Source organism: Cyclobacterium sp. SOCE241, assembly GCF_056867545.1.
Genome location: NZ_CP149779.1, coordinates 3,511,973 through 3,532,452, shown reverse-complemented (window position 1 = coordinate 3,532,452; position 20,480 = coordinate 3,511,973). Strand labels below are relative to the sequence as shown.

Genomic DNA, 20,480 nt, shown 5'->3' with positions numbered 1-20,480 from the left:
ATCGTAATTTTTCATGGCAACCTATTCTTTGATTTCTATTCCTTTCCAGAAAGCCACGTAATCTTTGATTTCTTTGGCTGCTTCTTTAGGCTCAGGATAATGCCAAGCTGCATCGCGGTTGATGTCTTCTCCTATTCGGATGTGGTAATAGTTTGCCCTTCCTTTCCAAGGGCAATCTGAGGTAGTTTGAGAAATTTCAAAAAATTGTCTGTTGAGGGATTCATGGGGGAAATAATGATTGTTTTCCAACGATACTGTCTCATCAGATTCAGCGAGTACTTTTCCTTTCCAGATGGCTTTCATGTTTATTATCAGGTTTATATTTAATAAACCACTGCCAAAACCATGCTAGAAAAAAGCGACTATTTAGGTCGCTTTTTGTTTTTTCTTTTGTTCATAAACTTTAGGTTAATGACCTCCTTCTCTTCAAGAAAGCGGTATTTTCCTCGTGGGATGTCTTTTTTGCTTAAGCCTGCAAACGTCACCCTATCCAGAGCGATTACCTCATAGCCAAAGTGAGCAAAAATCCTTCGAACAATCCTGTTTTTTCCTGAATGAATTTCTATACCTAAAATTGTACGGTCTTTTGACAAAACCTGAAGATCATCCACCTCGGTAATTCCATCCTCAAGGGTCACTCCTTCCAATATGGCATCCACATCATTTTTTGCTATGGCCTTGTCCAGGGTTACCTGATATATTTTTTGATTTCATAGGATGGATGGGTCAATTTAGCAGATAGCTCCCCATCATTGGTGAAAAGCAAGAGTCCTGTTGTGTTTCGATCCAACCTTCCTACGGGGAAGAGCCTTTCTTCACAGGCATTATCTACGAGATGCATGACAGTTTTTCTTTCAAAAGGGTCGTCTGTGGTGGTGATAAAATCCTTTGGCTTATTCAGTAGAATATAGACCGGTTTTTCTGGGCGGATTGATTTGCCTTTATATACCACACGGTCTTTTCTAAGGACTTTGTATCCCATTTCATTTACTACTTTTCCATTGACGGAAATCTCTCCATTCTCAATAAGCTTGTCTGCATCTCTTCGAGAACAAATGCCTGCATTGGCTATGAATTTGTTGAGCCTAATTTCGTCCGCATCCGTTTGAGTAGTTTTTTGAATGGTTTTTAGGTTATAAACAGGTTGTTGCTCGTCTGTCTTATTTTTACCACCCTTAAGAGGGGAGAAAGGTTTTTTAAAAGGTTTTTTCTTCCTCTCTTTGTCTTCGACTTTGCCAAAAATAGGCTTTTGATTGCGTCCCCTTCCTTTGTATTCAGTTTTTTCTTCAGGTATTTTGTCTGTACTGTCCTTCTTTTTAGCGTAAGAGGAGCGTTTTCCTGATTCTTTTTTATCTCCCCTGGGTTTTTTGGGAGCATCTCCGGACCTGTTATTGAATTTTTTCATAAACTTGCAGCATCTCTGCTGTATTAAAATAATCTGGTGTAATGTGTTGAGCTTAAGGTAACTTCACCTTAAGTTTCAAAGCGGATGCAAATTTAATGCTATTTATTTATAAATACCTCATTCAAGAGAAATCAATCGGATTGATTTCCAATTTCATTTTCTTCCGCTTTGAAATCCTTAGGTTGTGGAAGCTCACTTAAATCATTAATTCCAAAATATTCCATAAATTTTGGGCTGGTGCCATAGAGAATGGGTCTTCCCAGTCCATCTGACTTTCCTTTTATGGCTACAAGAGACTTTTCAAGGAGTTTTTGCACAGAATAGTCACAATTAACACCTCTAATTTGCTCCATTTCTGATTTGGTGATAGGTTGTTTATAGGCAATGATTGAGAGGGTTTCCAATTGCGCATTGGAAAGTCTCTTTTGAGATTGGTGTTTTTGCAGGATGGCCACACTACTGAGGTAGGCCGGTTTGGTCAAAAACTGGTAGCCTCCTGCCAAATTTTCCAAGCTGAAAGAAAAATCATCAGAAAGGTATTTGTTGGTCAATTCTTTTAGGGCTTCTTCTAAGTGCTCCATCGGAATTTCTGTCTCAAACATTTCTGCAAGACATTTTTGAATTTCCTTGATGCCAAGAGGCTCGGGGGAACAGAATATTAATGCTTCTATATGTCTGGGTAAAAAGTCCACGTTTATTTTTTGCCTAATTTTGCTTCAATACTATGCATGGTATGTGGGACTGCCTTTAACCTTTCCTTATTGATGAGTTTTCCAGTGTCTACACAGACTCCATAAGTCCCATTTTTTATCCTCCTCAGGGCATTTTCGAGATTTATAATAAATTTTTGCTGCCTCGCAGCCAATTGACTTAGGCTTTCTCTTTCAAGCGTGTCAGCACCGTCTTCAAGTAACTTTGATGTGGAGGCTGTATTTTCCGTTCCACTGTCATTTTGTTTACTCAAAGAACGTTTCAATTGATTCAATTCTTCTTTTGCAATCGACAGTTTTTCATTAATAAGTGATTCAAATTCCTGAAGCTCTTCTCTGGAATAACTGGTTTTTTCTACCTGGCTCATAAAACATTACTTTAAAATTTCCCTAAAATACAGTGAGTATTCTGAAATCAAAAATTTTATTTTCAGGATAAAATTACATGAATTCTTTTTAAGTGAATTTAATTTTAAAAAGAAGGGATGAAAGGGATATAATTGACTTTTATATTTCATTATTTCTCATTCTGCAATCAAATTATTTTGAATAATAGGTTTGAAAATATTTTGAAAAGCGATTCACTTACTATACTTGAAATATCCCTAAGAAAGTATTAATTTGAACGCCCAAACAATACTAATCCAAATAATTTCTAATGAAAAAAATAATCGTAGTAATCATATGTGCATTTATCTCCTTAAATGTATCGGCTCAAAAAGCAGATAAAGGCTGGAAGAGCCTATTTAACGGAAAATCATTCAAAGGTTGGTCTTTTAGCGAAAACCCGGATTCATTCAGCATAGAGGATGGGGTAGTTAAGGTGGAGGGACCCAGGTCTCACATGTTCTATACCGGCAAATACAAAAAGCATGATTTTAAAAATTTTGAATTGAAAATGCAGGTAAAGACCATGCCCGGCGCTAATTCGGGAATTTTTGTTCATACTGAGTTTGAAGAAGACGGATGGCCAAGTAAAGGCTATGAAATTCAAGTCAATCAAACACAAGGTGATTGGAGGAAAACAGGTAGTGTCTACAGTTTTAAGGACGTAAAAGAAACTTTTGTTAAAGACAACGAATGGTATACCCAGCACATCATTGTCCAAGGTGATGATATCACCGTCAAAATCAATGGGGAAGTGATCAATGAGTTCAATGAAAAAACAGATAGAGGAGAAATTGGTGACAGTGGCAAGAGGTTAAGTCATGGAACAGTGGCACTTCAGGCCCACGATCCCAAAAGCGTGGTTTATTATAAAGACATCATGATCAAACCTTTGCCTTAATGCATTTAGTTTTTATATATCAGTCATAAATATTTAAAATCCGGTTGACCATTTGGTTGACCGGATTTTTTTATCGATTTTTTCAATGCTTAGTGATTCACATGAATTTTTTAAAAGGGACTAATTCATTAAAAAAATAGGGCAGGTGTTCTAATAACATATGAAGCAATGACTAATAAATATACTCTTATAAATCACCTAGCGCTAAGGGAGTTTACCGGGAAGGTTTTTATGTCACTTGACGTGCCCCCTGAAGAGGCCGTCCTTGCGGCAGATGTGCTTGCATACAGCGATGAACATGGGATTGATTCTCACGGTATAGCCCGATTAAAAACCTATTTTGATTTACTAAAAGCAGGTAGAATCAACCCTAAACCAAAGCTCAAGGTCATTCGAGAAAAACATGCAGTTGCCTCCATTGATGGAGACAATGGCCTGGGCTTGGTGGTAGGTCCTCATTCTATGGAAATGGCGATTGAAAAAACTGGTCAGCATGGGTCCGGCTCCATAGCAGTTTGCAATAGCAATCATTATGGAGCAGCCGGTTATTATCCATTGATGGCCACACGAAAGGATTATATAGGAATGTCCATGACCAATACCACCAAAGGTGTAGCCCCATTCTCTGGGAAGGAAAAATGCTTGGAACCAATCCTTTGGCAGTTGCATTCCCCTCCCTCAATGAACCGGAGGTAGTGATTGATTTTGCCAGTAGCACTGTGGCTTATGGAAAGGTGGAAATTGCACATAGGGAAGGGAGATCAATTCCTGAAAATTGGTGTCTGGATGAAAAAGGGAGGCCACCACGACTCCTAAAAAATGATCAATGGCGGTGCTTTATTGCCCCTTGGCAGTACCAAAGAGGGCTCAGGGCATAAGGGATATTGTTTGGCGGCAGCCATAGATATCCTTTCTGCAGTTTTAAGTGGAGCCAATTGGGGGCCCTTTGCCACTCCCTTTGCCATACATTCTGCTATTCCTGTAATGGAGGTGGGAAAAGGAATAGGACATTTTTTTATGGCTTGGGATATTGAAGGCTTTAGGGATATTATGGCTTTCAAAGAGAGTATGGATCATTGGATTGTTACTATGAGAAATACTGTGCCGCAAGATGGAGCAGAAAAGGTGCAGATTCCCGGAGATCCTGAGCGAAATGCCTATGCTAAGAGGGTGAAACATGGTATTCCCGTGCATCATTTGATCCTTGAAGAGTTAATGACCATGGCAAAACTTTGTAAAATTCCTTTGCCTTAATTTGCTTTTTCCTTGTTGGTCTGATGTTTTACCTTTTCAGTTTTTATAGGTGGGTAACTGAGAATCAGAACAGAGTACTTGATGTTTTCTTTTGGTAGGATGATTGCTTAATTTGTGAGATAGATTGATTGGATTAGGCTAAGTTTATAAAAGATGATACAAAAACTTATTCTTTTTTCGGGGTTTTCCGGGATTACTGTTTTTATTGGTGGACTTTTAGCCAATTATTTTAGCCACCATATCAAAGAGAAGCCCATTAAATATGAGATAATACATGCCCTGATGTCCTTTGGTGCAGGAATAATATTGTCTGCTTTGGCTTTGGTGCTTATTCCAAAAGGTATGGAAGAGCTGGAATTGCTTCCAATGGCGGCATCCTTCCTAACCGGAGCAATTTTGTTTATGGCCATTGACTGGTATTTGGCTAAAAAAGGCGGTCAAATGGCTACTTTATTGGCCATGGTGATGGACTTCGTTCCCGAATCGATTGCCTTAGGGGCTACCTTTGCCATTAATCCAAAAATGGCTACCCTTTTGGCTGTTTTTATAGGATTGCAAAATCTTCCTGAAGCCTTTAATTCCTTTAGGGATTTGGTATTGAGCGGATTTTCAGTCACCAAAACATTGGTAATATTTTCATTCTTGAGCTTTTCAGGAATAATCGGAGCTTTGATAGGTCATTTTTATTTAAGCGATTACCCTGATTTAACGGCACAATTGATGGCTTTTGCAAGTGGGGGTATCTTATATTTGTTAATTCAAGACATTATTCCTGAAAGTAAATTGAAAAATAATTACCTTTCTTCTTTGGGTGCTATATTGGGGTTTTTGGTAGGGATTATAGGGGAAAAAGTAATGTAGTTGGCCAAGCTTAATAATGGAATTAATACCACCCAATAATTCATAGATCATACATATTTAATTACTATTCCTACTAGTTATGCCTATTCTCGCTTTGAAAATCATGAAACCATTGCTCCTTCTTTTATCATTTTTATGGTTCTTTTCCTGCACAGGGAATAAGAACACAAACACTGGTCATGGCTTTTCACAGTTGATCACCTGTGGAGATGAGAAAGTGGCATTATTTGAAAAGGCAGCGGCTGATTCACTTGGGTTTGCCAAGGTTTGGGAATGGACAGCATCCATGTCAGAAGGGCTGCCTGAAAACTTTCATGATTATTTTAAAACCACAGATGATTGCAAACCAATAGGGGAAAACCAAATTTTAATTACTTCTTCTAGTGGTGGAGTGGCTTTGGTGAACAGAGCTGATAAGAAGACCGTCTTTTATGCGCATGCTCCCAATGCTCATTCAGCAGAATACCTGCCCGGCAATAAGTTGGTGGTGGCCTTGTCCACAGCAGAGAATGGAAATTCGATTAGACTTTACGACTTGGATCATTCTGATCGCATTTTGTTTACTGACAGTTTATTCTCAGGCCACGGTGTTGTATGGGATAAGGAGAATAACAGTTTGTTTGCCTTGGGGTTCGATCAGTTGCGTGAGTATAAGCTTGAAGATTGGGATAGTTCGCAGCCTCAATTAAAACAAGTTAATGAGTGGAAAATACCTGATGAAAGCGGCCATGACTTGTTTCTTACGAATGATAGAAGATTACTATTGTCCACGACCAATAGTGTGTGGCAGTTTGATATCAAAAGTTCAACATTTTCACCTTTTACACCACTTGAAGGAGTTCATCATGTGAAATCAGTGAACTTGAATACGCAAACAGGTGAGCTAATATATACCAAAGGAGAAATAAGTTGGTGGACGCATCATATTTATATGCACCTACCAAAGAAAGATACTTTGGCGCTAACAAATAGGAAAATTTACAAAGTTAGGGTCATGTAAGGGCTTACGAAGGTGTATAAGATTAAATAATCACGACTCCCAAAAAGAGAGATGTCTTATTAGAATTTTTTAATGCATGAAGATTATAAGAACGGATAAAGAGCTTGAACTCCCACTCGTTGATAGAGAACTAGTGGCAAAAGGTCATGAACTTGTACTTTTACCTGAAGGAATAAGTGAAGATCTGCTTTTGGAAGAGGTGAGGGACTGTGACCTGTTGTTGATGTGTTACACTCCGGTAAGTAAAAATCATAGAAGCTTCGACCAAGCTAAAGGCCATTATAAAATATGGGGTGGGAATAGATGCCATAGATATAACTGCAGCTAATAATAAGGGTGTTGTGGTGGTGAATGTTCCTGAATACGCAGAAGAAACTGTAGCAGAAGGTGCATTTGCCATGTTATTGGCTTTGACAAAAAAGATTCCTTCTATTCATCACCAAATGAGTGACTCTTCCTGGGTATGGCCCACACAAAGATGGCTAGGAAAGGATGTTTCAGGCAAAACCCTGGGGATAGTAGGTTGTGGCAAGATAGGTACAAGTATGGCTAGGATGGCCGGAATGGGGTTCAATGCTCAAGTAATTGGTTATGATCCTTATAAATCCAGAGATGAATTGGCAATAAAAGGAATTACTAAAGTAAATTCACTCAATACTTTATTGGAAGGAAGTGATTTTATTTCTTTGCACGCTGTGTTGACCAATGAGACGCATCATATACTTGGTAAGAAAGAATTGGCTAAGGTTAAAAAGACTGCTTTTATCATTAATACAGCCAGGGGTGCCCTGATAGATGAAGAGGAATTGTTGCAGGCATTGGAAAAGGGGCAAGTTGCAGGTGCTGCATTGGATGTGTTTAGCAGGGAGCCATTAAATCAAGAGTTTCACCCATTAAAAAGCTTTATACCATGGAAAATGTTTTGCTATTTCCTCACCTTAGTTTTTATACAGAAGAGGCCATGCTGCGCTTGGAAATGGAAACTTTGGATAGATGTCAAGAAGTCTTTGAAAATAGACCTATATTGATAAAGACCAAAGATCCGAGACTTCAACAACAAAGTCATCTAAATACTGTTTATAAAAGTGATCAGCTACTATAATGCGCTTATATTTGCTATCATAGATTTACCAAGGTATAATGATTTGTGCAGAAAATAAAGAATGACTAAGGATAGGCCCCTGTATGAAGAAGATCAGATGCTATTGGAAATGGCTGGAGGGAATGAAAAACCTCTTGATTATTTCTACAATAAGTATTCGTCTAAAGTTTATTCTACAGCCATAAGTTACACCAAAAACGAGCAGGATGCAGAAGAGGTTTTGCAAGATGTTTTTATTACACTTTTTGAAGCTGCCGGAAAATTTAAAAATGACGCCTCTGTCAGTACCTGGATTTACAGAATCACAGTGAATAAATCTTTGGATTTTCTGCGGAAGAAAAATAGCTTAAAAAGAAAAGGTGTTTTTTCGTCCATTTTCAGCAGAGATACGGGAGAAACCATTATTGAACCGGTAGATTTCGTTCATCCGGGCGTAAAACTTGAAAATGCAGAAGATGGTAAATTGCTATTTAAGGTTTTGGATGAGTTGACTGAAAATCAAAAAACAGTATTTATCCTAACCCAGATAGATGGCTTATCCCAACAGAAGGTGGCAGATATAATGGAGGTAAGTAGAAAATCTGTAGAATCACTATTGCAAAGAGCCAAAGCATCAATGCGCGAAAAGCTAGAAAAATTTTATCCTGAGCGAGGGAATTTTAAAAAAATACGTCAAAGTAAATATGGAAGCTTGGAAAAATAAAGTATTAAATAGCCTCGATGGAGTGAAAGAAGTTCGACCTCCTGAAGGAAATTTGTTGAAAATAAAAGAGAAAATTAAGGAGAGGAAAAGCAAGGAAATACACAAGCAACAAAGCCAATGGATGCCGGTGGCTGCGGTAATTGTGATGCTTTTGTGTGCCAATGTTTTCGTAGTCAGTAATTATTTCAGTTATCAAAATGACACGGAACAGGTATCCGACCTCTATAGTGATATGATCTCTGACTTTAATATTTATGAATAATGAGTAATAAGGTATACAAGATTGGATTTATCAGTCTACTGGTGCTAAACATTCTACTTACTCTTGTTATATGGAGGGGGCTAAACCTCCTTTTGAGGGAGGAGGAAATGCGAATTTTAAAAATAGGATCAGTAAAAATTTGGGGCTTACAGATGAGCAAGAAAAAATATATTTTGCTTCTGCAATGGTTCACCAACAAGAGATGTCTGCACTGCAGCAAGACCAAAGAAAATTGGTGAAAGAGTACTTCGATTTTTGAAACTACCTGAGGTGAGTGAGCAAGAAAAACAAGAGAAACTCGATGCGATAGCCAAAACCGAGTCAAGAAAAGCTGAAATTACTTTTAAGCATTTTGAGGAATTGAAGGAGCTTTGTAATGAAGAACAGCATGAGGCTTTTGGAAGTATTATTAAAAATTTGCAGCAAATTCTACTTAGAGGAGGTGGGAATAATCCTCCCCCTCCGAAGGATAGATAGTTGTCCTACGTCAATAGGAGGTAAATAATATATTGACATGGAAAGAACTGACCGAAATATAGTTTTGATATTATTGGTTTCTTTTGTTGCTTGGTCTTGCAATGCAGAAAAAGCAAGTTCTTCGGAAAAGATTACTGAACTTCCTGCTGCTTTTGAGGCTTTTGACAAGGAAAATATCACAATAATGCTTGATGGAGACGAAATCATTATTGAATCCAATGGTCTTCCAAATCATAGGTCTCCCTATTGGTCCAATACCACTAAGCGAGTAGCTACAGACCCAAGAGGAAGGGTATTGGTCACCGAAGGGGCAGAGGTAAACCATCCATTATTTGTAAATCCCACCTATACTTCATTTGGTCAAATGGCTCCGGGAAATATTGATGACTTCAATGGCGGCTATACTTTAATTGTACCTGCCGTTCCGAAAAAAGCCGCTGCACCAACCTCTACCGGGTTAGGTCCCATAGGCATTGCAGTGAGTGGATCCTTGATTTATAATGATAATGAAGGACCTAACATACCTTTAGACGATGCCGCACCATCTTTAGACTTCAATGGTGCCCATACAGGTCCTCAGAGTTACCATTATCATCTTGAACCTTTGGCCTTTTCTGATGATGATGACAATTTGATTGGGATCATATCTGATGGTTTTTTCTTATTTGGGAGAAAATGTACGGCCACAGGGACTTATCCAAACGATTTGGATGAATCCGGTGGTCACGTGTCTGCCACCAAATACAATATGAAAGCTGTGTATCATTACCATATTCAGAATGAGTTGTATTTGAATAGGTATTATATTCTATTTCCGGGAAATTATCAAGGAAGCCCAAATGCGATTCATTAAACACTATTTCTGGCTTTCTTGGCTTTTACTAGGGTTATTTGTGGCATTTTTTGGCAATAATGAAGAAGATAAACCTAAGGCCCTAAAGGGTAGGCGAGTAGCCAAAGAAATGCTGGAACTTAATCCTAATGAAGGAATTGTATATTACAAAAGAAAGCCTTTTAGTGGGGTAGGCGTAGGGGCTTATTCTAATGGGCAAACGGCAGTGGAAATCACTTACAAAAATGGAAAGAGAAATGGTTTGTTCAAGAGGTGGTTTGAAAATGGAGAGTTGAGTTTTGTGGCTTTCTATGAAGATAATAGGTTGGATGGAGTGGTTAGGTCTTGGTGGATCAATGGACATTTGCGTTCGGAGTTCAATTACAAAAAAGGCGTGGTTCATGGATCGCAAAAACAATGGTATTCCGGTGGGCAACCCTTTAAAATGATAAATATTGTAAATGGTAAAGAGGAAGGTTTACAAAGGGCTTGGAGAGCAAACGGAGAATTGTTTGTCAATTATGAAGCAAAAAACGGAAGGACTTTTGGTCTTAATCGAGCCATTTTATGTTATGAATTGGAGGGAGAAAATATTGTAACCGATGAATAAATTATTAATTATACTTATAGTAGGCTTTGCAATCGCTTGTAATACTAATAAACAGCAAAGTGAAGTAGAGGCGAGTTCGAGGTTGAAATTGCCCTATTACGAAGAATCAACATTTACACCTCGGTGGTTCACCGGAGAAGAAGAAGTGCCGGAAAACTTTCATGAAATCCCCCAATTTCAAGTTTATAACCAACTGGGGGATACGGTTACTGCTGATGTGTTTGATGATAAAATTACCATTGTAAATTTTTTCTTTACCACATGTCCGGGCATATGTCCTAAAATGATGGCCAATATGGAACTGGTTCAGGAGGAGTTGTCTGAAGATAAAGGCGTACAACTGCTTTCTTATTCCGTAACACCTGATATGGATGGTGTGCCTGAACTTCAAGCCTATGCGAAAAAAAATGGCATTAGTAGTGAAAACTGGTATTTGTTAACAGGTGAAAGGCAGGATATTTATGAATTGGGTAGAAATCAGTTTTTTGTGGAAGAAGATATGGGGATTCAAAAGAGTCCTGACGATTTTTTACATACCGAAAATATATTGCTGATAGACAATGAGCGACACATCAGGGGGATTTATAATGGGCTAAATAAAACAGCTATCAAGCAATTAATGGCCGATGCCAAGTTGCTTAGGGATGAATTGATTGTTCTTTAAAATGCTCCCTCTATCAAATCTCTGAGTTATTTTTTGGAAATATTTCAAAAGAAGAAACTTTTCAATAATATATGTCGTTTACGATATAAACTTGCAAGATATAAAAAGAAGAATCATGAATAAGCAAACCTCAACCCTACAAAATATATTTAGGCTAATCTTAGCAGCATTTATGCTGTATGCGGGGATCAGCCATTTGACCTTCAATAGGGTTGACTTTCAGGCACAGGTGCCGGACTGGGTGCCATTGAGTAAAGATTTGGTAGTGGTATTATCCGGTTATGTAGAAATAGCTTTAGCGCTTGGTTTGGCTTTCTGGAAAAGTCAGCGAGTTAATTTTGGATGGGCGTTAGCCGCTTTTTTTCTACTGATTTTCCCCGGGAATATAGCACAATACCTCGATGGTAAAGATGCATTTGGGGCCCTGAATTCTGATAGGGCAAGATTAATCCGCTTGTTTTTTCAACCGGTACTAATTGTTTGGGCATTGTGGTCTGCAGGATCTTGGGCAGATTACCGATCTAAAAAAGATAAGGACAAATGACACATTCACAGCTAGAATTAAAAAATCAAATTTGCTTTCCTTTTTATTCAGTTTCAAGACTGATAACCAAGGCATACAAACCCTTTTTGAGCAAAATAGGCCTGACCTATCCTCAATATTTGGTCATGATGGTTTTATGGGAGTCGGATGGTATGCGCATCAATGAAATAAAAGAGAAATTATTTTTGGATACCAATACCGTATCTCCTTTGCTAAAAAGAATGGAAGTCATGGGTTTAATTAACAGGACTCGGTCCAATAAAGATGAAAGGAGTGTGATTGTAACTTTAACCAACAAAGGGCTGAAATTAAAAGAATTGGCTTCTCCCATACCTGAGCAAATGCTTGAAGGTTTAGCCCATGAAGGCATTACGGTAGAAGAGATATCAAATTTGAGAAACACCTTGAATAATTGGATCAAGGTACTTTCTGAAAACAATAATGAGAATAAGATAAAATAGTAAAAGCAAAATGGAATTAATTGACAAATTGAATTGGAGATATGCTGCGAAAGCCATGAATGGTGAAAAAATTGAGCAGGAGAAGGTGGATAATATTATTGAGGCCATATCATTGGCACCTACCTCAAGTGGTTTGCAACCTTTTGAGGTTTTAGTAATAACAAACCAAGAAATTAAGGAAAAGATTAAACCCATCGCTTGGAATCAATCTGTTGTTACTGATTGCTCTCATTTGCTGGTCTTTGCGGCGTGGGATACCTATACCGAAGAACGGATCAATAAAATGTTTGACCTTACCAATGAGAAAAGGGGCTTTACCAATGAAGGTTGGGAAAACTACAGGAAACAATTGCTCGCCACCTACCCGAACAGATCGGCTGAAGAGAATTTCAACCATGCTGCCAAGCAAGCCTATATCGCTTTTTCACAAGCCATTGCCGCTGCTGCATTCGAAGGGGTAGATAGCACACCGATGGAAGGTTTTGATCCCAATGCTTTGGATGAAATTTTAGGATTGAGAGAAAAAGGACTGAGAAGTTGCGTGATTCTTCCTTTAGGATATAGAGACAGCGAAAAAGACTGGTTGGTTAATCTAAAGAAGGTAAGAAAAAGCAAAGAGGATTTAGTGACTGTACTGGATTAAATATTTTAGCCAAGTAAAAGCGTTGCATTTTATTAGTTTTGAAAAAGCCATTAAGCGTGACAAACGCTTAATGGCTTTTTTCTGAATGAAGACATGATTTTTCTGTATCATCCAAACTTTGTAATAGCAGTTTGGGTAAATTGTATTATAATTAAGCATTCCATGAATATAGTAGATTTTAGCTATTTTAGGAACCAGCAATTAAATCGTTTTACCCATGAAACAAGAGTGGAGAAAATCTGAAAAAGCCTTTTATTTACCGAAAGTCAAGCCGGAAAAAGTAACTGTTCCGGCCCTAAAGTTCATTACCATAAAAGGTGAAGGAAATCCCAATGATAGTAAGTTTGCTGAGTACATTGCTGTACTTTACTCCCTGTCCTATGCCATCAAAATGACCTTAAAAAAACCAATAAGCCTCCGGAAGGCTATCAGGATTATACCGTTTACCCACTTGAAGGAATTTGGGATATTAATGAAAAAGCCAAGGAGAATTACAATGGCCACATCAACAAAGATGATCTGGTATTTACCCTTATGATTCGCCAGCCCGATTTCCTGACAGAGTCATTCTATCAGGAAATGCTTGAGTTAACCCGTCGGAAAAAACCTCATGCATTATTAGATAAAGTAAATTTTGAATCAATCGAAGAAGGCTTATGTGTACAAATGCTTCATGTTGGAAGTTATGATCATGAAGGTGAAACTTTCTCAATAATGGAATCTTATGCTCAGGAAAATGATTTAATCAGGCTTACCAAAACACACCGTGAAATTTACCTGTCGGATTTCAGGAAGGTTCCTGAAGAAAAATTAAAAACCGTATTACGATTTCAAGTTAAGCAAAAATCTTGATATTTGCAGTAAACCTAATGATAACCGATTGCCCTATGCTTGTCCGCAAACTAGCTTGTATCTTTGCCGTTTTGTTATTTACTTTTCAATCTGCCCTACAGTCTCAGGTACTTCCTGAGCAAATAAATTTTACTCGACAAGCTTCAAAAAGGTTAATTTTTGATGAAGATCAAACCATTCCTTTGGCCGGTATTTGGCCGGAGAAAAGTGTCGGTTTTTCTGTCATGCATCCGGTAATCCACCAACTTGAGGACAGCGCAAAAGTAGCAATAACAACCGGTCAGTTAAATCTCCAGTCCACGACAAACTCGGCAACAAATATATGGTTTGGAGGCTTTAATCCGGTAGCAACCTATTCCCTTGATTTAGCTTCCTGCAAAGGAAATGGGGCGCTTGGCTTTTCATTTTTTGGTAAAGGATCAAAAGAAAAATTAACCATCAAAGTAATTTTCAATGATGAAAAACCGGAAGGTGTAAGCTTAGGGTATACGGATAAAAATGGTTTGTCAAAAGAGTCCTCCATTGCAGTTAATCTTCCCAATGATGCCACATTAAATGGTACTTTATACCTACAAATGTTAGGAAATGGTTTGGTATTTTATTTGAAAAATAAAGATTTGCCTCAGGTAATTGCACAATCTGATTTCAATCAATTAATTGATTTACGAAAAAAAGAGTATTTGCACGGCTTCCAATCTCACCTTTATACGGAACTTGATTCCGGAGAGGTGAAGTTAGATAAAGTGGTAATGGGTCTTACCACAGGGGTTGGCTTGGCAGATATTCGTGCCATTACCTATGAAGATGGATCACCTTTGCTGGATAAGGGGCGTCTTTGGTATACCATGTCCATCAGGGGTCGTGCTTTGCCTCATCATATTCAGGGGGTATTTAGTATGAATCCCTCCGTTTTTGACATTAAGTTAGAGGGGGTTATCCTTTTTGATAGGGGAGATGGTTTATTGAGAAATGAAGTGGCCTCTCATTTGATTTTTGATAGAAATGATAATTTATGGAAAGGGCTGACTACGGGTTTTAGTGCTTATGCCAACCCTGAATTGGAGAAAAAACAACTATTGGCCATTCAGAGTAATAGGGATCCGAGGTTTGGTTTTTCCATTATGGAAGCCAAAACTTTTGGAGTAGTAGGAGACATAGAGGACCCACACATTATCTATGATGAGGAAGCAAAAAGTGGAGGATGCTAACCTGTGTAAACGAGGGAGGTTACAAAGCCATCATAATGGAGGCAGAAGAATGGGACAGGGGTTATGTGAAAATCGCCGGGCCTGTGGCTCATAATTCTACAGGTACTTCTATACAAAAAATTGGAAATGAGCGCTATTGTTTTTCCGGTAGTTCAGAAAGGGAAATTTTTATTTATACCTATCCAGACTTAAAAGAAGCGGGTACATTAAAAATGGATTTGCCTCCCTGGGATCAAGCTTCCGGAACCCGCGTATGGCCTAATGTCGTTCAATTGCCGGATGGCTATCCTTTCTCCTATGTAGCTTTAATGATGGATAGGATCAATTATCCCGGGATGGTTGGGCCAAACTGGACTTATGGTGCCTTGTATCTCTATCATGGGTTTGAATAAGGTTTTGGACCTTTTCTTTAATCGATTGATTGAAATTAATTTATTTTATAAAATTATTTTTTTCTCATAAATAGCCCTTAAAACCGCCTGTTGATGGGTTTTAAGGGTTACTCATTGGTGCTTTCATTGGTTTTTTTACTGATTTTCAAAAGAAAATTCATTCCTGCTCGATCCAAGTTTTAAAGTTGCTGCGTAACTCTAGTCATATAAGTCATAGGAATCAATCCAATTTTCGGTTGACCTAAAATGATGAAAACGAAACTGAGTTATTAACCTAAACTTTAAAAAAATGAAAAAGGATTTGATTAAACCGCATGGGTTGGTGAAAAATGCCAACCGACGCAAGTTCCTTCAAAAGGGTTCATTGTCCATTGCGGCAGCAGGATTGTTTATGGTAGGATGTAATGATGATGATGACATCATGCCTCCTATGGAAAAAGAAGGGGTGATGCTAGGGTCAGGAGATGTTGGAATATTGAATTATGCCTATGCACTTGAACAACTGGAAGCAGCATTTTACGCAACTGTGATGCAAGGTGGGTATTATAATAATGCCAGTGCAGAAGAAAAGGAAATTATGGCTGATCTTGAGAAACATGAAAGGGCACATAAAGAATTTTTAAAGCCGCTTTGGGAAGTGCAGCGATTGAAGATTTGGAAGTGGACTTTAGTGCCATAAATTTTGATGATCGGATGTCTGTATTGAATGCAGCCAAAACTTTTGAAGATTTAGGTGTAGCGGCCTATAATGGTGCCGGACAGCATATTCAAGATGCCGGTTATTTACTTATAGCCGGAAAAATAGTGTCTGTAGAGGCTAGGCATGCAGCCGCCATAAGGGATTTGTTGAATCCGGGATCTGCAGATTTTGCAGGAGATGATATCATTGATGGGAATGGTTTGGAGCGTACACTTAGTTTTTCGGAGGTACTGACGGCAGCTAGCAATTATGTAACCACACCAATTGATTTCAGTCAATTGCCAAGCTAATTTAAAACCTTAACAGAAATAGACATGAACTTATTGAATTTATTAGATAAAATGTGTCCGGATACTAAAAATTCGGATGAAAAAGAAATGTTTTTCTCTAGAAGAGAAGCTTTCCACCGGTTTGGTGACATGAGTAAAAAAGTAGCTATGGCAGCCGTTCCATTGGGTATTTTGTCAGCTTTGCCAAAAGTTGCCAAAGCTGATACTGCGAGCTTGATCGAGGTATTGAATTATGCTTTGACGTTGGAACATCTGGAATACCGGTATTACCAAATGGGGATTGATGCAGGAGTCATCGATGGAGCAGATACTGCCATCTTCGAGAAAATCCGTGATCATGAGCTGGCCCACGTTAATTTTCTTACAGAAGTAGTAGGGAATGTGTTGGGTGGAGAGCCTGTAATGGAACCTGAATTTGATTTTACTGCTAGTGGAAATTTTTCTCCTTTTACTGATTATCCTACTTTTTTGGCCTTGTCACAAGCGTTTGAAGATACTGGTGTAAGGGCTTATAAAGGGCAAGCCGGAAATGTTATGGAAAATGATGTGGTGCTTACTGCCGCTTTGTCCATTCATTCTGTAGAAGCAAGACATGCCTCAATGGTGAGAAGGCTGCGTACCAAAAAGGGGCACGATACGGTCAAAGGTTGGATCACAGGGGATTCTATCGGTACATTGCCAGCGGCCACTCAGGCAATTTATGCTGGTGAGGATAATGTAATGCACGGAGGGGCAGATGTTGTTCAATTGACCGGTATTGATTCAGATGCAGTAACAGAAGGATGGGACGAGCCTCTAAATAAGGATCAGGTATTGGGCATAGCGTCCTTATTCTTGGCTTAAACAGTAAAATATTTTAGTTGGGGTTGAGTGCTTGGTGTCATCTTTGTTGGAAGATGGCACCATTTTTTTATCTAATTTTTTTAGTATTTGAAAAAAGATGGGAAATGGAGGAGAAAATTTCCTTATCGTTTAAAATATACTGAAATAGTATTCCCATGTGAGGGAAAAATTGCATACTTTGGTTTTAATTCTAATGATGTTAGAACAAAAATTTTAAATAGATAAAATTAAAAACATGAGCATTAGCCGAAGAAAAGTGTTGCAATTAATCCCTGTAGTAACAGGAGGTGTAGCAATGGGGGACTTGAAGTTTCTTGCCTTGGACAATCAAAAGAATATACTTGAAGGTGTGCGTTCATTTTTTAAGCAAACAGCTAATGAAGACGGATCTTTTAGTCCCGGCTTACCTAGGGATTATGAGGGAAATTCGGATACGAAATTTTCAGGTATCGCAGCACCTACCTATGCAGTAGTTATCCATAAAACCTTTGGCTGGGAGTTGCCTTTTGAAAAGGAAACAGTTGACTTTTTCCTTTCTTGTCAAAAAGAAGATGGGGCATTTTATGCCCCCAGTGGTGAAGGTGATATGGAAACACCCCTTGCTAAACTTTACAATACCGTTCAAAGTGTGGCTGCGCTGAAAATATTGGGAGTGAAGCCTAGATACAATCCCATGCCGGTTATTGAATATTTTTTTAAGGGTGATGATTTTCAAGAACTCCCGCTTTATACAACTAGTTTTTTTGCGCTCTTTTTTAGTGCTTGGAATGAAAATATGCCTGCTCATATTGATCGTAAAATGAGGAGTTATTTGAAAGACAATCAAACGGAAGATGGATATATAGGAAATCACGTGGCTTCGACTTTTCACGCTGCACATTATTTTCGATTAATAGGAGAAGATACTCCAATGGCAGAAGAAATGGTGGATAGGGTATTGGCGGATCAAAAAGAAGATGGCTCTTGGTCGTTAAATCCGCCTGATTGGGATGTTCACGCCGTCTTTGATGCGCTTTTTATTCTAAGGCAGGTCGGAAGTAAAGAGCGTAAAAAGGAGCTTAAAAAAGCTTATCAGAAAGCCCAAAACTGGATATTAGAGTGCCAAAATAAAGATGGAGGTTTTAGTCATTTTCCTAATAGTGGTCCTTCTGACATTGATGCGGTATATTTTCATATTGCGGGTTTGGTAGAATGTGGTTATTTAAAGCCAAAAAATGGAATAGAAAACGAAGAAATATACGGTTGGGGACATTTGATGGATCCTGATAAAACTTACAATTGCCTTCTTTAAACAAAAACAGTCCAGTATGGGGAGATGTTTTCTTTTTTGAGAGAAATAGCTTAGAACTTTTAATGAAAAGTTAGAGCGCTTTCATATGCTCAGATAATATTTTTTTCCCTTTATAGCTGGTTAATTTTTGAAAAGGAATAATTGTGAAAACCCTATTTTCATGCCATCAAGTGGTAAATGAAACCTAACTGGGATATTCTTTTTTTAACTCAGTAGTTGTTTGAAAAATAACAATTTTTTAAGGTATTGTATTTTGTTATTTGGAACTTAAAATTTTTATACACATTTTTAAGTGTTTTAAACCCTATAATCCAAATAAAATGAAATACGAACAACTGAGTTCTTATGAATTGTGGGGTTTGATTCAGTCAGCCGATCAGGAAGCTTTTGCTTATATTTTCACCACAAATTCTGATGACATATTTAAATATGGTCAAAAGTTCACAACCGACTGTGAGCTTATTGAAGATGTGATTCAAGACATTTTTGTACGGCTATGGGAACTTAAAAACACCCTTGTTATCCATTCCTCCATAAGGTTTTATTTGTTTTCTACTTTTAGAAGAGAGCTTGTAAGGAGGTTGAAAATAAACCAAAAACATCAATTGCTGGAAGATTATCACTCAAGTGTAACATGGGAAGACTCTTTTCAGGAAATTTTGATTGAAAATCAAATTACTCAAGAATCCAGTATGAGAATTTCCTCTGCATTGGACAATTTATCTACCCGTCAGAAAGAAGCGATATATTTAAAATACATGCAGGACATGTCTTATGAAGAGATTTCATCTTTGATGGGAATAAAAGTGCCGTCTCTCTATAACCTAGTTTTAAAAGGGCTTAAGTCCATGAAGCAATTTCTTACCTCTTCTGATTATACTGCCAAAGTGATATTATTGTTTGGCATATTTGTGTAGCCTCACTAGGTATTTTTTGTGTCATCATTATTTTTATAATTATTTAATAAAAAAATCATCTTTACATGATGAGATTTACCAACAGGTTTCCTCTTTAATATATAGATCGTTGGTAAATGAAGTTCTACGAAAAAATTGAAGACTTTTTAGAAGATACATCTTTTAAGCAGTGGGTGCTTAAAGAGGATGTTGCGCAGGATAAATTCTGGCAGGAATGGATTGCTTCAAATCCTTCTAAGGTTGAGTTGTTAAGACAAGCAAAAACCATATTGCTTGAATTAGAGGGCTCAACTTCAGCATGGACAAAGAAAGGGAAAGAAGACACCTTTCTTGCCATAAAAGATCGGATTAATGCTTCGGATCAGAAAAAATTCGGAACAACACCTATACTTACACGCCGGATACTGTTGGGGTTCAAAATCGGATAAGGCTTATTTTAGGCTTGACTCTAATCATCTCATTCTCATTTGCACTTTTTTATGTTTTTGTTACTGAAGAGGATAGAGAGGCCATTAGTGTTGCACCACAAGCAAGTGAATGGACAATCAAGTCCAACCCTAAAGGTCAGAAGTCTACCCTGCAGCTTGCGGATGGGAGCAATGTCGTGTTGAATGCTGAAAGTGAATTGCGTTTCAAGAGTGGCTTTGGTCAGCATCATCGTGAATTATTTCTGTCAGGTGAAGCTTTTTTTGAAGTTGCTTCTGACAGCCTTCCTTTCCGGGTTCACAGTGGTGATCTAATTACCACGGCCTTGGGAACATCTTTTAATATTAATTCTTACCAAAAAGATTGGGTTCAGGTACAATTGGCTACAGGTAAGGTGAAGGTGATAAATGTGGCCAAGGATAATGAGTCCGTAGAATTGATTCCTGGTGAAGAAGCTGTGATTGGAGAAAACAGTCAGTTGAAAAAAGAAAATTTGATTTAGAAAAAGCATTTTTTTGGAAAGATGGGGTTCTGGTATTTAATAATATGCCTTTTCAAGAGGTTGTTCGAACACTAGAACGTTGGTATGCCGCTGAAATAGAAATCAATAATTCAGCGCCAAAAAACTTAAAAATTTCTGCTGAATTTAAAAAAACACCTATCTCAAAGATGTATTAGAGAGTTTAGGTTATGCGTATAATTTCGATTTCTCAATTAAAAATAAAGCAGTTAAAATTCAATTTAA

Annotated in this window: 30 protein-coding genes and 2 pseudogenes; 27 read left to right on the top strand and 5 right to left on the bottom strand. The window is 38.0% G+C overall.

Annotation, left to right across the window (positions count from 1 at the left end):
* Nucleotides 1-21: 21 nt before the first annotated feature.
* The 5 genes from WG932_RS17610 to WG932_RS17590 all read right to left on the bottom strand — a co-directional run bounded on the left by WG932_RS17610 (nt 22) and on the right by WG932_RS17590 (nt 2,483).
* Nucleotides 22-303: a DUF427 domain-containing protein gene (locus tag WG932_RS17610; RefSeq protein ID WP_149392148.1), complete on the bottom strand. Its 282-nt coding sequence runs from the start codon at nt 301-303 to the stop codon at nt 22-24.
* A 59-nt stretch (nt 304-362) separates the two neighbouring features.
* Entirely contained in the window at nt 363-659 is a 297-nt protein-coding gene (locus WG932_RS17605) for a hypothetical protein (RefSeq protein WP_483084842.1), read from the bottom strand.
* A gap of 29 nt (nt 660-688) precedes the next feature.
* Complete coding sequence (locus WG932_RS17600) at nt 689-1,405, bottom strand: pseudouridine synthase (protein ID WP_483084841.1); 717 nt, start codon at nt 1,403-1,405, stop codon at nt 689-691.
* A gap of 131 nt (nt 1,406-1,536) precedes the next feature.
* Nucleotides 1,537-2,097 (bottom strand): SMC-Scp complex subunit ScpB, encoded by a 561-nt coding sequence (gene scpB / locus WG932_RS17595; RefSeq protein WP_014019326.1) that lies wholly within the window; start codon nt 2,095-2,097, stop codon nt 1,537-1,539.
* A 2-nt stretch (nt 2,098-2,099) separates the two neighbouring features.
* The gene (locus WG932_RS17590; protein ID WP_014019325.1) at nt 2,100-2,483 is read right to left on the bottom strand and encodes a TraR/DksA family transcriptional regulator; all 384 of its coding nucleotides are present in this window, start codon (nt 2,481-2,483) and stop codon (nt 2,100-2,102) included.
* A gap of 290 nt (nt 2,484-2,773) precedes the next feature.
* Between WG932_RS17590 and WG932_RS17585 the strand changes: the two genes are divergently transcribed.
* The 27 genes and pseudogenes from WG932_RS17585 to WG932_RS17455 all read left to right on the top strand — a co-directional run bounded on the left by WG932_RS17585 (nt 2,774) and on the right by WG932_RS17455 (nt 20,413).
* On the top strand, nt 2,774-3,403 hold the full coding sequence (locus WG932_RS17585) for a 3-keto-disaccharide hydrolase (protein WP_014019324.1): 630 nt from the start codon (nt 2,774-2,776) through the stop codon (nt 3,401-3,403).
* Nucleotides 3,404-3,571: 168 nt separating this feature from the next.
* Nucleotides 3,572-4,281, top strand: a pseudogene (locus tag WG932_RS17580) (Ldh family oxidoreductase).
* Entirely contained in the window at nt 4,223-4,657 is a 435-nt protein-coding gene (locus WG932_RS17575) for an Ldh family oxidoreductase (protein WP_483084840.1), read from the top strand. The pseudogene WG932_RS17580 and the gene WG932_RS17575 overlap by 59 nt, the downstream one beginning before the upstream one ends.
* Nucleotides 4,658-4,810: 153 nt before the next feature.
* A complete protein-coding gene (locus WG932_RS17570) occupies nt 4,811-5,518 on the top strand; it encodes a ZIP family metal transporter (protein WP_483084839.1) in 708 nt (235 codons plus the stop codon).
* A gap of 103 nt (nt 5,519-5,621) precedes the next feature.
* On the top strand, nt 5,622-6,518 hold the full coding sequence (locus WG932_RS17565) for a DUF6528 family protein (protein ID WP_483084838.1): 897 nt from the start codon (nt 5,622-5,624) through the stop codon (nt 6,516-6,518).
* A gap of 293 nt (nt 6,519-6,811) precedes the next feature.
* Nucleotides 6,812-7,546 (top strand): 2-hydroxyacid dehydrogenase, encoded by a 735-nt coding sequence (locus WG932_RS17560; RefSeq protein WP_483084837.1) that lies wholly within the window; start codon nt 6,812-6,814, stop codon nt 7,544-7,546.
* 135 nt (nt 7,547-7,681) lie between these two features.
* The gene (locus tag WG932_RS17555; protein WP_483084836.1) at nt 7,682-8,323 is read left to right on the top strand and encodes an RNA polymerase sigma factor; all 642 of its coding nucleotides are present in this window, start codon (nt 7,682-7,684) and stop codon (nt 8,321-8,323) included.
* On the top strand, nt 8,304-8,585 hold the full coding sequence (locus tag WG932_RS17550; RefSeq protein WP_483084835.1) for a hypothetical protein: 282 nt from the start codon (nt 8,304-8,306) through the stop codon (nt 8,583-8,585). Before WG932_RS17555 ends, WG932_RS17550 begins: the two co-directional genes overlap by 20 nt.
* A gap of 70 nt (nt 8,586-8,655) precedes the next feature.
* Nucleotides 8,656-8,844: a hypothetical protein gene (locus WG932_RS17545; RefSeq protein WP_483084834.1), complete on the top strand. Its 189-nt coding sequence runs from the start codon at nt 8,656-8,658 to the stop codon at nt 8,842-8,844.
* On the top strand, nt 8,841-9,062 hold the full coding sequence (locus tag WG932_RS17540) for a hypothetical protein (protein WP_483084833.1): 222 nt from the start codon (nt 8,841-8,843) through the stop codon (nt 9,060-9,062). The genes WG932_RS17545 and WG932_RS17540 overlap by 4 nt, the downstream gene beginning before the upstream one ends.
* A gap of 37 nt (nt 9,063-9,099) precedes the next feature.
* Nucleotides 9,100-9,915 carry a YHYH protein gene (locus WG932_RS17535; protein WP_483084832.1) on the top strand — a complete coding sequence of 272 codons (816 nt, stop codon included), beginning with the start codon at nt 9,100-9,102 and terminating at the stop codon, nt 9,913-9,915.
* Nucleotides 9,902-10,504: a toxin-antitoxin system YwqK family antitoxin gene (locus WG932_RS17530; protein ID WP_483084831.1), complete on the top strand. Its 603-nt coding sequence runs from the start codon at nt 9,902-9,904 to the stop codon at nt 10,502-10,504. The genes WG932_RS17535 and WG932_RS17530 overlap by 14 nt, the downstream gene beginning before the upstream one ends.
* A complete protein-coding gene (locus WG932_RS17525) occupies nt 10,497-11,168 on the top strand; it encodes an SCO family protein (RefSeq protein ID WP_483084830.1) in 672 nt (223 codons plus the stop codon). Before WG932_RS17530 ends, WG932_RS17525 begins: the two co-directional genes overlap by 8 nt.
* 115 nt (nt 11,169-11,283) lie before the next feature.
* Nucleotides 11,284-11,712, top strand: a complete 429-nt coding sequence (locus tag WG932_RS17520) for a DoxX family protein (RefSeq protein WP_014019313.1) — start codon at nt 11,284-11,286, stop codon at nt 11,710-11,712.
* A complete protein-coding gene (locus WG932_RS17515) occupies nt 11,709-12,173 on the top strand; it encodes a MarR family winged helix-turn-helix transcriptional regulator (protein ID WP_483084829.1) in 465 nt (154 codons plus the stop codon). The genes WG932_RS17520 and WG932_RS17515 overlap by 4 nt, the downstream gene beginning before the upstream one ends.
* 10 nt (nt 12,174-12,183) lie before the next feature.
* Entirely contained in the window at nt 12,184-12,816 is a 633-nt protein-coding gene (locus WG932_RS17510; protein WP_014019311.1) for a nitroreductase family protein, read from the top strand.
* A gap of 217 nt (nt 12,817-13,033) precedes the next feature.
* Complete coding sequence (locus WG932_RS17505; protein WP_483084828.1) at nt 13,034-13,354, top strand: hypothetical protein; 321 nt, start codon at nt 13,034-13,036, stop codon at nt 13,352-13,354.
* A complete protein-coding gene (locus tag WG932_RS17500; protein WP_483088673.1) occupies nt 13,276-13,668 on the top strand; it encodes a GyrI-like domain-containing protein in 393 nt (130 codons plus the stop codon). Before WG932_RS17505 ends, WG932_RS17500 begins: the two co-directional genes overlap by 79 nt.
* The gene (locus tag WG932_RS17495) at nt 13,665-14,876 is read left to right on the top strand and encodes a hypothetical protein (protein WP_483084827.1); all 1,212 of its coding nucleotides are present in this window, start codon (nt 13,665-13,667) and stop codon (nt 14,874-14,876) included. The genes WG932_RS17500 and WG932_RS17495 overlap by 4 nt, the downstream gene beginning before the upstream one ends.
* Nucleotides 14,870-15,268, top strand: coding sequence for a hypothetical protein (locus tag WG932_RS17490; RefSeq protein WP_483084826.1), 399 nt, complete (start codon nt 14,870-14,872; stop codon nt 15,266-15,268). Before WG932_RS17495 ends, WG932_RS17490 begins: the two co-directional genes overlap by 7 nt.
* A gap of 289 nt (nt 15,269-15,557) precedes the next feature.
* Nucleotides 15,558-16,258, top strand: a pseudogene (locus WG932_RS17485) (ferritin-like domain-containing protein).
* A gap of 24 nt (nt 16,259-16,282) precedes the next feature.
* Complete coding sequence (locus WG932_RS17480) at nt 16,283-17,101, top strand: ferritin-like domain-containing protein (protein WP_483084825.1); 819 nt, start codon at nt 16,283-16,285, stop codon at nt 17,099-17,101.
* Between the two features lie 235 nt (nt 17,102-17,336).
* Nucleotides 17,337-18,392, top strand: a complete 1,056-nt coding sequence (locus tag WG932_RS17475; protein WP_149392133.1) for a prenyltransferase/squalene oxidase repeat-containing protein — start codon at nt 17,337-17,339, stop codon at nt 18,390-18,392.
* A 320-nt stretch (nt 18,393-18,712) separates the two neighbouring features.
* Nucleotides 18,713-19,309 (top strand): RNA polymerase sigma factor, encoded by a 597-nt coding sequence (locus WG932_RS17470; protein ID WP_014019305.1) that lies wholly within the window; start codon nt 18,713-18,715, stop codon nt 19,307-19,309.
* A gap of 116 nt (nt 19,310-19,425) precedes the next feature.
* Nucleotides 19,426-19,737 (top strand): hypothetical protein, encoded by a 312-nt coding sequence (locus tag WG932_RS17465; RefSeq protein WP_483084824.1) that lies wholly within the window; start codon nt 19,426-19,428, stop codon nt 19,735-19,737.
* Between the two features lie 14 nt (nt 19,738-19,751).
* The gene (locus WG932_RS17460) at nt 19,752-20,237 is read left to right on the top strand and encodes a FecR family protein (RefSeq protein ID WP_483084823.1); all 486 of its coding nucleotides are present in this window, start codon (nt 19,752-19,754) and stop codon (nt 20,235-20,237) included.
* A 29-nt stretch (nt 20,238-20,266) separates the two neighbouring features.
* Nucleotides 20,267-20,413 carry a FecR domain-containing protein gene (locus WG932_RS17455; protein ID WP_483088672.1) on the top strand — a complete coding sequence of 49 codons (147 nt, stop codon included), beginning with the start codon at nt 20,267-20,269 and terminating at the stop codon, nt 20,411-20,413.
* Nucleotides 20,414-20,480: the final 67 nt, after the last annotated feature.